At 55.4% G+C, this 11,782-nt stretch carries 8 protein-coding genes and 2 pseudogenes; 6 read left to right on the forward strand and 4 right to left on the reverse strand.

Annotation, left to right across the window (positions count from 1 at the left end; translation table 11 throughout):
- Window positions 1–74 precede the first annotated feature (74 nt).
- Window positions 75–689, reverse strand: a pseudogene (locus tag ACSZPU_RS18885) (GAF domain-containing protein); the annotation flags it as partial.
- 181 nt (window positions 690–870) lie between these two features.
- Between ACSZPU_RS18885 and ACSZPU_RS18890 the strand changes: the two are divergent.
- Window positions 871–1,734: an aldo/keto reductase family oxidoreductase gene (locus ACSZPU_RS18890; protein ID WP_499001912.1), complete on the forward strand. Its 864-nt coding sequence runs from the start codon at window positions 871–873 to the stop codon at window positions 1,732–1,734.
- Between the two features lie 237 nt (window positions 1,735–1,971).
- On the opposite strand, the gene ACSZPU_RS18895 is transcribed toward ACSZPU_RS18890, so the two are convergent.
- Both ACSZPU_RS18895 and ACSZPU_RS18900 read right to left on the reverse strand, forming a co-directional pair.
- Window positions 1,972–3,114: a trans-sulfuration enzyme family protein gene (locus ACSZPU_RS18895; protein WP_499001914.1), complete on the reverse strand. Its 1,143-nt coding sequence runs from the start codon at window positions 3,112–3,114 to the stop codon at window positions 1,972–1,974.
- Between the two features lie 10 nt (window positions 3,115–3,124).
- Complete coding sequence (locus ACSZPU_RS18900; RefSeq protein ID WP_499001916.1) at window positions 3,125–4,495, reverse strand: pyridoxal-phosphate dependent enzyme; 1,371 nt, start codon at window positions 4,493–4,495, stop codon at window positions 3,125–3,127.
- Window positions 4,496–4,890: 395 nt separating this feature from the next.
- Here ACSZPU_RS18900 and ACSZPU_RS18905 point away from each other — a divergent pair, with 395 nt between their 5' ends.
- The 5 genes and pseudogenes from ACSZPU_RS18905 (at window position 4,891) to ACSZPU_RS18925 (ending at window position 10,496) form a co-directional block, all read left to right on the forward strand.
- The gene (locus ACSZPU_RS18905; protein WP_499001918.1) at window positions 4,891–5,910 is read left to right on the forward strand and encodes a methionine ABC transporter ATP-binding protein; all 1,020 of its coding nucleotides are present in this window, start codon (window positions 4,891–4,893) and stop codon (window positions 5,908–5,910) included.
- Entirely contained in the window at window positions 5,903–6,571 is a 669-nt protein-coding gene (locus ACSZPU_RS18910; RefSeq protein ID WP_499001920.1) for a methionine ABC transporter permease, read from the forward strand. Before ACSZPU_RS18905 ends, ACSZPU_RS18910 begins: the two co-directional genes overlap by 8 nt.
- 150 nt (window positions 6,572–6,721) lie before the next feature.
- Entirely contained in the window at window positions 6,722–7,534 is an 813-nt protein-coding gene (locus ACSZPU_RS18915) for a MetQ/NlpA family ABC transporter substrate-binding protein (RefSeq protein ID WP_039077131.1), read from the forward strand.
- A gap of 159 nt (window positions 7,535–7,693) precedes the next feature.
- Window positions 7,694–8,874, forward strand: a pseudogene (locus ACSZPU_RS18920) (acetyl-CoA C-acetyltransferase).
- 341 nt (window positions 8,875–9,215) lie between these two features.
- Entirely contained in the window at window positions 9,216–10,496 is a 1,281-nt protein-coding gene (locus ACSZPU_RS18925) for a carbohydrate porin (RefSeq protein WP_499001924.1), read from the forward strand.
- A 69-nt stretch (window positions 10,497–10,565) separates the two neighbouring features.
- Here ACSZPU_RS18925 and ACSZPU_RS18930 read toward each other — a convergent pair whose 3' ends face one another.
- The gene (locus tag ACSZPU_RS18930; protein ID WP_499001927.1) at window positions 10,566–11,714 is read right to left on the reverse strand and encodes a sigma-54 interaction domain-containing protein; all 1,149 of its coding nucleotides are present in this window, start codon (window positions 11,712–11,714) and stop codon (window positions 10,566–10,568) included.
- Between the last annotated feature and the right edge of the window lie 68 nt (window positions 11,715–11,782).

Here is an 11,782-nt window from a genome sequence, read left to right on the forward strand (position 1 = left end):
TTCAGGCAACCGTCTGTGGTGTTTGCAGAGCTAAGATTGGCGGCTTAGCGTTGCACTTCGGAGTTGAATCCGCCTTCCACATCAAGGTAAATGAGGCTAAACGAACGTTTATTATCGGTTAACCACGCGAAACGTTTTTCACCCAGTTTGTAGAAGCCGCGCTTATTGGGCAGTTCGGTCAGTGTGTCGGTCATCGCCATGCTGATGATATAGAACTCATCTTCCACGATGGCACCCAGATCGAGCAACGTGTTGATATTTTCCGGGGTAAAATCGCGCGGTACGTCATCGATAATACATATTGTTCCGGCGATCGAACCATCCGGCAGACGCACCGGGCAACCCGCGTAAAAACGTATATGTGGATCACCGGCAACAAACGGGTGATCGTGAAAACGTTCATCAACGCTGGCGTCTTTCACAATAAAAATCCCTTGTGCCAGGATCGCGTGTGCACAGAAAGATATATTGCGAGACGTCTCACGAACGCTCACTTCTCCGCTACAGGAGACCAGCCACTGGCGGTCACGATCTAACAGGCTGATTAAGCCAATCGGAACGTCGAACGCGGTTTTAGCCAGTCGGGTCAGGCGGTCTAAGCGTTCATCATCCTTTTTATCCAGCAGATCCATCATATACAGTGATTTCAGACGCTCGGTTTCGTTTTCTGGTATTTCAGGAAATTTCATAGGGCGGCCTCATTAGCTATAGATTTACTATATCAGAGGTTTGTTATTTCGGTAGCCGGGCAGAGATTATCCTTTCATTTGTATGAGAAACCACCTCCTCGCGTAGCAACGCACAGATTACGCTGTTGCCTCTGCCTGCGCCGTCCTACAATGTGTTCACTTATCACCCAGGAGGTATTCCATGTCTCAACCCACGCTTACTTATCGTCTTGGCGACCGCAAAGTTGGTCGTCTGGGCTATGGCGCAATGCAACTGGCAGGTTCGGGCGTGTTCGGGCCGCCGGCAGATGAAGCGAAGGCGATTCAGGTGCTTCGTGACGCTGTGGCTGCGGGCGTTAACCATATCGATACCAGCGATTTTTATGGTCCGCATGTTACTAATCAGATAATCAAAAAAGCGCTCCACCCGTATCCGGCAGAGCTGTGCATCGTGACTAAAGTTGGGGCGCGTCGTGATGACAAAGCCAACTGGTTGCCTGCGTTCAGCGCCGGGGAACTGACCCGCGCGGTAGAAGATAACCTGCGTAATCTGGGGCTGGATGCCATGGAAGTGGTGAACCTGCGCAGCATGCACGGTGTACACGGGCCGGCGGAAGGTTCACTGGAAGCCGAACTGGAAACCCTGATCGCGTTAAAAGAACGCGGACTGATTCGTCACATCGGGCTGAGTAACGTGACGGCGAAACAGGTTGCCGATGCCCAGGCGATGACGCCGATTGCCTGCGTGCAGAACATGTATAACGTGGCAAACCGTGAAGATGACGCGCTGATTGATGTGCTGAACGCGCAGGGCATTGCTTACGTGCCATTCTTCCCGCTGGGGGGCTTTACGCCGCTGCAATCCGGCGAGCTGAACGATGTGGCAGAGCGCCTGAACGCCACGCCGATGCAGGTTGCGCTGGCGTGGCTGCTGCAGCGTTCGCCCAATATCTTGTTGATTCCGGGCACCTCGTCGCCTGCGCATCTGCAGGAAAACCTGGCCAGCGCACAGCTGACCCTTTCCGCCGATGCGCTGGAGATCCTCAACGGCATCGATAAGCGTTAAGCCGCATTTCCCCCTCACCCTAACCCTCTCCCTCAGGGAGAGGGTACCGTTCGAGCCTGTTTTCTCCCCCCGTGTTCGCTCCCGGATGGCGACGCAAACGCCTAATCCGGGTACTGATTTTCTCCCTCTCCCTGAGGGAGAGGGCTGGGGTGAGGGTGGGGCAGACCGCACCGTGCATACGATAATGACCACCTGTAGCCCCGGTAAGCGCAGCGCCACCGGGGAAGGTCAATGCCGTTACGCCAGTGCCTGTTGCCAGTCGGCAATCAAATCGTCCGCCGCTTCAATCCCCACCGACAGCCGAATCAGCTGCGGCGTAATGCCGTTCGCCAGCCGTTGCTCCAGCGGGATAGAGGCGTGCGTCATGCTATAGGGCTGGCTTACCAGACTCTCTACGCCGCCCAGACTCTCGGCCAGCGTAAACAGTTTCAGCTTGCTAATAACCTGCGCCGCGTACTGGTCATCGCCTTTCACCACCACCGAAATCATTCCGCCGGGCAGCGCCATCTGCTTACGCGCCAGCGCATGATGCGGATGCGACGGCAGCCACGGGAACCACACTTTTTCCACCTGCGGTTGCTGCTCCAGCCACTGGGCCAGCGCCAGTGCGTTACTGCTGTGGCGCTCAAGGCGCAATGACAGCGTGCGGATCCCGCGCAGCGTCAGGAAACTGCTGAACGGGTCGAGCACGCCGCCCACGGCGTTATGCAAATAGCCCAGCTTTTCCGCCAGCGCCGGGTTATCGCCCACCACCGCCAGCCCGGCCACCACGTCAGAGTGGCCGTTCAGATATTTGGTGGCGGAGTGCACCACAATATCGAAACCGAGCTCAATCGGGCGATGGATAACCGGCGAGGCAAAGGTGTTGTCCGCCACGCTCAGGACCTTATGCCGCTGCGCGACCGCCGCAATCGCCTCCAGATCCGCCAGCTTAAGCAGCGGGTTGGTCGGCGTCTCAACCCAGATCATACGCGTATCTGGACGAATGGCCGCTTCCAGCCCCGCCAGGTCATCGGGCTTCACCCAACTCACCCGCAGGCCGGTACTGCGCTTGCGGACATTTTCAATCAGGCGATACGTGCCGCCGTAAACATCATCCACCGCAACGATATGGCTGTCTTTATCCAGCAGTTCCAGCACCGTGGAGATGGCCGCCAGCCCGGAGGCAAACGCGTAGCCGCGCGTGCCGCCTTCGAGTTCGGCAATCGCCGTTTCCAGCGCGTGGCGGGTCGGGTTTCCGCTGCGGGAATATTCATAGCCTGTGTGCTGACCGGGGGCAGGTTGCGCAAAGGTAGAGGTGGCGTAAATCGGCGGCATCACCGCGCCGTGCTGGTCGGTGAAGGTGCCGCTGTGCACGCTCAAAGTATTCAACGTTTTCATAAGTACTCCTTTATTGTTCCAGTCGGTTACGCCAGGTGGTCAGCACATCGCTGCGGGTAATCAGGCCAAGAAAGCGGTCGTTGTCGGCAATGACGGCCACCAGGCCCCGGTCAAAAATGGCTCTCAGCGCGCTTTCCGGCGCGTGCTTGTCGAGGGTTTCCACGTTGCGGGTCATCGCCTCTTTCACCGGTGATGAAAAACGTGCGCTGTCGCCATGTACGTGGCTTATCAGATCCCACTCATCGACGATGCCGACCACGTGGCCGTTTTCCAGCACCGGCAACTGCGAGAAGTCGTACAGCCGCATACGCGCCAGCACGGCGGCCAGAGTGTCATCCGGGGCGGCGGTGACGGTGGCCCCTTCGTCGTGGCGCAGGGCAATGAAATCGGTCAGATCGCCGCGCGTCGGGCGGCTTAACAACCCCTGCTGGCGCATCCAGTCGTCGTTGAACATTTTGGAAAGGTATTTGTTGCCGCTATCGCAGGCGAGCGTCACCACGCGTTTGGCGGTGGTCTGCGCCTGGCAGTAGCGCAGCGCGGCACTGAGCAGCGTCCCGGTGGAGGAACCGGCCAGCACCCCCTCGGTTTGTAGCAGGGTGCGCGCGGTGGCGAACGCCTCGGCGTCGGTCACGCGATAGGCCGTGTTAACGCCGTCGATATGGGCCAGCGGCGGGATAAAATCCTCACCGATCCCTTCGACCAGCCAGGAGCCCGGCTCACCGTACTGCCCGGTTTCAACCTGGTCGGCAAGAATCGAACCGGCCGGGTCGGCGAGGATAAATTCGGTTTTGGGCGAGTGCTCGGCAAACCACGCCTGCAATCCCCCCAGCGTCCCGCCGGAACCGACGCCGACCACAATCGCGTCGATATCACCGTCAAGCTGGGCGTAAATTTCCGGCGCGGTGGTAGTAAAGTGCGCCAGCGGATTGGCCTCGTTATTAAACTGGTCGATGTAAAACGCTCCCGGCGTCTCTTGCGCCAGGCAACGGGCATAATCCTGATAATAGGCAGGGTGACCTTTGTTGACGTCTGAGCGCGTCAGCACCACGTTTGCCCCCAGAGCCCGCAGGTGGAAGATCTTCTCCCGGCTCATTTTGTCCGGCACCACCAGAATCAAGGCATAGCCTTTTTGCGCGGCAATCAGCGCCAGCCCAAGGCCGGTATTGCCCGCAGTCGCCTCAATGATGGTCCCGCCTGGCTGTAAATGGCCCAGCCGTTCGGCTTCGTTAATCATCGACAGCGCCACGCGGTCTTTGATGGAACCGCCAGGGTTCTGGTTTTCCAGTTTTAAGAACAGGCTGCAGGGGCCGGTCTCCAGTTTATGCAGCTGGAGAAGCGGCGTCTGGCCGATAAGTTCACTAATTGAATGCAACACTGACATGGTTAATCACCCACAGATAAACGTGATGAGCGGATGATAGGTCTGTCAATTTACCTGTTTAAAGAACGTTTATCCGGCGATTAGAACGAAAAGAAATATGAACTGCTATTTAGACATCAGGAGGGAAAGGTGCTTAGCCGTCCGGATGTGTTGATTGCCGTAATTTGGCTTTTTTGCTGTGTTTTTCGCCAATTTACCGGAAGTCTGTCTGTGGTTTATGCATCACGCAGATAACCATTGCTGAATTAAGTCATTAGGCAGAACAGTGTGAATGGGCGCTGCTTAGTACCAACAGTTATATCTAATGTCTATTTAGTTATTTGAATTATATTCATGACTGATTATTATCGTTTGGACTTCCATACTGCTAAACCGCCAAACGGAAAAGTAATGCAATGATCGTTCTCAGGAATATTTCTAAGATTTTCGACCAGGGAAAGGCGTCGATTACCGCCGTGGACAGCGTCAATCTGTCGGTTGAGCAGGGGCAAATTTACGGGATTATTGGCTACAGCGGCGCCGGGAAAAGTACGCTGATTCGTCTGCTGAACGGTCTGGAAAAACCGACCTCCGGCAGCGTTGTGATAAACGGTCAGGACATCTCGGCGGCAAAGGGCGAGCAGCTGCGCCAGGCCCGGCTGAAAATCAGCATGGTCTTCCAGCACTTCAACTTGCTGTGGTCGCGTACGGTGACGGAAAACATCGCTTTTTCCATGCAGATTGCCGGTGCGCCAAAAGCGAAAATCACAGCCCGCGTGGCGGAACTGATCGATCTGGTGGGGCTGAAAGGTCGCGAGAATGCTTACCCATCGCAGCTGAGCGGCGGGCAGAAACAGCGCGTGGGGATAGCCCGTGCGCTGGCGAATAACCCGGATGTGTTGCTGTGCGATGAGGCGACCTCCGCGCTGGATCCGCAAACCACCGATCAGATCCTCGATCTGCTGTTGGACATTAACCGTCGCTTCCAACTGACGATTGTGCTGATCACCCATGAAATGCATGTGGTGCGCAAAATCTGTGACCGCGTGGCGGTGATGGAAAACGGCAGCGTGGTGGAAGAGGGCGATGTTATCAGCGTCTTTACACACCCACAGCAGCCGATTACCCGCCAGTTTGTTCGCCAGATTGGTCAGTATCAGGAGGAAGAATTTAACCCTGAGCTGAACGCGGATCTCGACGGTACCGTGATCAAACTGACCTTCACCGGGCACAACACGCATCAGTCGGTGGTGGGTGAACTGACGCTGCGCTACGGCCTGCCGTTCAATATTTTGCATGGAAAAATGACGCAAACCGCCCACGGCGTGTTTGGTCAACTGTGGGTGCACGTCGTGGCCACAGAGGAACAGGTGAACAATATCCTCGCGGATTTACGCCAAAGCGATATTGAAGGCGAGGTGATTAAACATGCTTGAGACAGTATTTCCGCATCTGAAACTGGCCCAGTTGTGGGCAGCAACGCAGGAGACGCTGTACATGACGGCGCTCTCCGGTGCGGCAACCTTTGTATTAGGGATCATTCTGGGGCTGGCGCTGTTTTTGACCGCCCGCGGCGGGTTATTTCAAAACCGCGCGCTCTATAGCGTGATTTCGATTGTGGTGAACGTGTTCCGCTCGATCCCGTTCATCATCCTGATTGTTCTGCTGATTCCGTTCACCAAAACGATTGTCGGCACCATCCTCGGGGCGAATGCCGCGCTGCCTGCGCTGATTGTGGGTGCCGCGCCGTTTTATGCCCGCCTGGTGGAGATTGCGCTGCGTGAGGTGGACAAAGGGGTTATCGAGGCGACCCGCTCAATGGGCGCGCGTCTTAGCACATTGATTTTTCGGGTATTACTGCCTGAATCATCACCTGCACTGGTTTCCGGTATCACGGTGACGCTGATTGCTCTGGTGAGCTACAGCGCCATGGCCGGGGTTATCGGTGCGGGTGGCTTAGGAAATCTGGCTTATCTGGAAGGATTCCAGCGCAACCACGGCGATGTCACGCTGGTGGCGACAGCGACCATTTTGATCATTGTCTTCATCATCCAGTACTGCGGCGACGTCATCACTTCTCTGTTAGATAAACGCTAATTTACCCGTCGTCCTTCAGGTTGCATGTGCGCTGACTACGTTTGTTCACCCCTGTCACTTACCTCAGTAAGCTCCTGGGGGATTCACGCTCTTGCCAGCTTCCTGTAACCCGAATGACTTAGGCTAAAAACAATAATGGAAACCAACATCATGAAAAAAACACTGACACTGATTGCCGCCATGACTTTGGGTGCGATGAGCTTCTCCTCCTGGGCTGACAAGCTGACCGTGGGCGCGTCCAACGTGCCGCACGCTGAAATTCTGGAGCAGGCGAAACCGATCCTGGCAAAACAGGGTATCGACCTGGAGATCAAACCGTTCCAGGACTACATCCTGCCGAACACCGCGCTGGCTGGCCGTGAAATCGACGCCAACTATTTCCAGCACATTCCGTACCTGAACAGCGTACTGAAAGACCACGCGGGCGACAAAACCTATGATTTCGTCAGCGCGGGCGCAATCCACATTGAGCCGATTGGTATTTACTCAAAAAAATACAAGTCGCTGAAAGACCTGCCGCAGGGTGGCAAAATCATCATGCGTGACGCGGTATCCGAAGAAGGCCGCATCCTCTCTATCTTTGAAAAAGAGGGCGTGATCAAGCTGAAACCGGGCGTGGATAAAGTTTCTGCGCGTATCAGCGATATCGTTGAGAACCCGAAAAAGCTGCAGTTCCAGCCGAACGTAGAAGCGGCGCTGCTGCCGCAGATGTATAACAACGACGAAGGTGACGCGGTGGTGATCAACGCCAACTACGCCATCGACGCGGGCCTGGACCCGGTACACGACCCGATCGCAGTTGAGAGCGGTGAGAACAACCCGTACGCCAACATCATTACCGTACACCGTGGCGATGAGAAGAAAAAAGACATCGTCGCGCTGGTGAACGTACTGCACTCTAAAGAGATTCAGGACTGGATCCGTACCAAATACAAAGGTGCTGTGATTCCGGTAAACAACTGATTTTCTGCTGTCCTGGTGCGACGGGTTAGCCCGTCGCACTGCCCCATAGACGCTGTTCCTGCCCGCCTGTGTGATTGATCTCACCAATTTTAAACAATTACGATAATACTTGATAACAACGTACTACTATTGCCTGGGTCAATTTGCGCTGAGGTAGAAATGAAAGATGTCGTTATCGTTGCTGCGGTTCGCACGCCTATCGGCTGTTTTCAGGGGGCGTTATCGCACCATTCTGCCGTCGAACTGGGAAGCTATGTCGTTCAGGCGCTTCTCGATCGCAGCGGCATTCACCCGCATACCGTCGATGAAGTGATTTTAGGCCAGGTGCTGACTGCAGGCGCCGGGCAAAACCCTGCCCGCCAGTCGGCGATTAAAGGCGGCCTGCCGATGACGGTTTCGGCTATCACCATTAATGATGTGTGCGGCTCAGGGTTGAAAGCGTTGCATCTGGCATCGCAGGCCATTCAGTGCGGCGAAGCCGATGTGGTGATAGCGGGCGGCCAGGAGAATATGAGCCGTGCGCCACACGTGCTGACCGACAGCCGTACCGGGGCACGACTGGGCAACAGCCAGCTTATCGACAGCCTGGTCCACAACGGGCTGTGGGATGCTTTCAACGATTATCATATGGGCGTGACCGCCGAGAACCTGGCGCGGGAATACGGTATCAGCCGCGCCCACCAGGATGACTGGGCGCTGCGTTCCCAGCAAAAAGCCCGTGCCGCCATTGATTCTGGTCGCTTTCGCGATGAAATCGTGCCGGTGAAAGCACTGTCCGTTGACGGACGCCCACTGCTGGTGGATACCGATGAGCAACCGCGTACCGACGCCAGCGCAGAAGGGCTGGCCAAACTCTCCCGGCATTTGAACTGACCGGCTCGGTCACCGCGGGCAACGCGTCGTCCATTAATGACGGTGCCGCCGCCGTGATGATGATGAGCGAAGCCAAAGCGCAGGAGCTTAACTTGCCGATCATGGCGCGTATCCGTGCCTTTGCCAGCGTGGGAGTCGATCCCGCCCTGATGGGCATTGCGCCGGTTTACGCTACCCGTCGCTGCCTTGAGCGCGTGGGCTGGCAACTGGATGATGTTGACCTGATTGAGGCCAATGAAGCCTATGCCGCGCAGGCGCTGTCGGTGGGTAAAGTGCTGGAGTGGGATGAAAAACGGGTCAACGTGAACGGCGGAGCGATTGCCCTTGGCCATCCGATTGGCGCATCCGGCTGCCGTATTCTGGTCTCGCTGGTGCATGAAATGAAAAAGCGCAATGCCCGTAAGGGGCTGGCTACCTTGTGTATCGGTGGCGGCCAGGGCGTGGCGCTGGCGATAGAGCGCGACTGAGCGCTACCTTTCTTCTTTTTTATTTCCTGCGGGCCGTCAGTAACCATGACGGCCTTTTTTATTTCTGTGACATAACGTCGGTTATTTTTTAATGGCATAGCCGCTGCGATAAATAGAATTTCCAATTTTTTCACCTCTCCATAAATTAATGGGGCTGGTGTTTTTATGCGTTTAATAATCCTCTTAACAATAATATTAATGCAATGCTTTGTTTCTAAGGAGTAGAAATAATGCCAGAACATTTTCATTCTATTACCTCTGGCCGTTCGATTTTAGCGTGGGTGATAACAGGGTCTGCGCTCTTATTCGCGTATGGTGCAATAGCCGCTGAAAAAAATGTCGTGCCCGAGCAAGATGGACGCCTGTTTACCGATGCAGGCGTCTGGCTTTCTGAAAACGGTATCAGACCGCATTTAATTGCCAGCCAGAACTGGCTTGGCAGTATTGGTGCCGGTATTACGCCAGATAAACGGCAGGCTATTACGATGCTGATGGCGGGCGCTGATTTTGATTTAGATAAAATGGGGCTCATTTCCGGCAGTAATATCCATTTTATGCAGTTATGGGTGCCCTGGGTTCACGGGCTTAATTATGGTGGTGAAGTGGGCAGTTTACTTGCCGGGAACCCGCCACCGTATATTCCCAAAGTCGCGCACCTGCTCCGTTTTACCTGGGAGCAAAAAATGTTTAATGACCGCCTGGAAATAGAAGCAGGTAAAAGTAACCCCGGTAGCTTTTTTGGTATCACTCAGTGCAATGTGTCCATGTCCTGTGTGAATACCGTGCTGACAGAAACCGCCGGGTTTGCCGCGCCGCCTTATGCCGGATGGGGGCTGCGCGTCGGCTATCATTTTACCCCGGAGATCGTGTCGAACATTGGCGTGTGGCGGACGTATGAGGCGTATCCCTTCACCAATGGATGGGAAGGCAAAGACGATGATCTGGACACGGGCATTACCATTATGGTGGCCAACGTGACGAAGAAATCGAACTGGCAGCAGGAGGCGTATCCGTTTAACTGGGAGGTCTTAGGCTTCCACAATTTCAAAGATTATAACGATGCGTACTACACGCAGAATGGCACCTCGAAAGTGTACGACACCAGTAGCCCCGTCAGGCAGCACACGGGCGTATCCGGGTTTTATCTTTCGGGCAGCAAAGCCTTCTGGCGACGCGATGGCGGCGACGACCCGTCAAACCCAACGCCCAGCGCGTTGAGCGTACATGGCAGCGTGACCCATACATTTGCGTCGTACGGCAACCAGGGGATTTCAACCATTGCGGATGCCGGGGTAACCTGGTCTGCGCCCTGGCAAAGCCGTCCGTTTGACAGCTATGGCGTCTTTTTCCGCTGGGCGAAGCTCTCGGATCGCGAGCAACGCTATTTACAGGATCAGTACAACGCGGTAGGCGGTACGGGCTGGAATGTGTCTGGCAATGAGTACCAACTGGGGCTGGATGCCTCCTTTATGCTGAACCCGGAGATCAATGTGCAGATGACGGGGGCCAGAACCGGGAGCCTGAACACCTATCAGAATCCGTATACCTCGGTGAGTCCGCGCAGCGGCTATACCTTCTGGCTGCAAGCCAATGTGATGGTCGATAAATTGCTGGGCTTGTAAACCCGCGATAGCCTAAAAAGCACAACGCCTGCGCGCCACTGGCCGCAGGCGTTTTCGTTTATCTGCGCGTTATTCACACTCTTGTTTGGCCCGCAAATTATAGCGCTGGAGCTTACGCACAATCGTCGGCTGCGCCACGCCTAATCGTTTGGCGATGGTGTAGGTATTTTCATGGGCATCAAGCAACTGACGCAGAATGCATTTTTCCGTCTCATCAATAACGGCCTTTAACGACATATTGGCGCTGAGCATTGAGCGGCAAACATGATTGAGGGTATTGGTCGCATAGCTCTCTGTTGCCTGCTGCGTGGCGGGCGTACCGTTTTGCCGGAACCAGGTGTCGATTGCCTCCGAGTCGACATAGTTGTCCTCAGAACAAACATACATATATTCCAGTAAGTTACGCAGTTCACGTACGTTGCCCGGCCAGGCGTAGTGCTTCATTTGGATAACCGCGTCCGGCGAAAAGCGAATAATACGCTGATAGCGCAGGTCGAGGTCGGTTGAGAAATAGCCGATCAACAGCGGGATATCCTCCGCCCGTTCCCGCAGGGGCGGCAACTGTAGAGAAATGGTGTTCAGCCGATAGTAGAGATCGCTGCGGAACTGGCGCTGCTCTATTTTATCCAGCAGACAGGCGTTGGTGGCGGCGATGACGCGCACATCCAGAGACAGCGTGCCGGTGCTGCCCAGCCGTTGCACCTCCTGATGCTGCAATACGCGCAGCAGCTTGGCCTGGGACTCTGGCGGCAGTTCGCCGATTTCGTCGAGAAACAGCGTGCCACCGTTGGCCTGTTCAAAAAAGCCCGCTTTCCCCTGCGCCATCGCGCCGGTAAACGCCCCTCTGTCGTAGCCAAAAAGCTCGCTCTCCAGCAGGTTAAACGGGATCGCCGCACAGTTCACTTTCACAAACGGCTTATTGGCGCGCAGGCTGAGCTGCTGGATAGCGTCGGCCAGCACCTCTTTGCCGGTACCGGATTCGCCGGAAATCAGCACCGGCACGTTGGCCGGGGCAATACGCCCAATGAGGGTTCTGAGTACGCGCAGCGGCTCGCTTTGCCCGATCAACTGAATAGGCGGCTGCGCCAGGTTGGTGGGCCGGTCTTGCTGTTTTTTCTCCAGCGAGCAGATTTGGCGTAAAGGGTAATTGAAATGGGAATGCAGGCCTTGAAAAAAGGAATCGACGTAGAGAATTGAAACGACATGTTTTATACCCAAGTAACTTCAAGATGCAGGATGGTAGTGCTTAAACAATCTATCCCTACGATTAACTTGGGTTTACTGGC

Source organism: Phytobacter sp. V69, from assembly GCF_965644215.1.
Lineage (GTDB): Bacteria > Pseudomonadota > Gammaproteobacteria > Enterobacterales > Enterobacteriaceae > Phytobacter.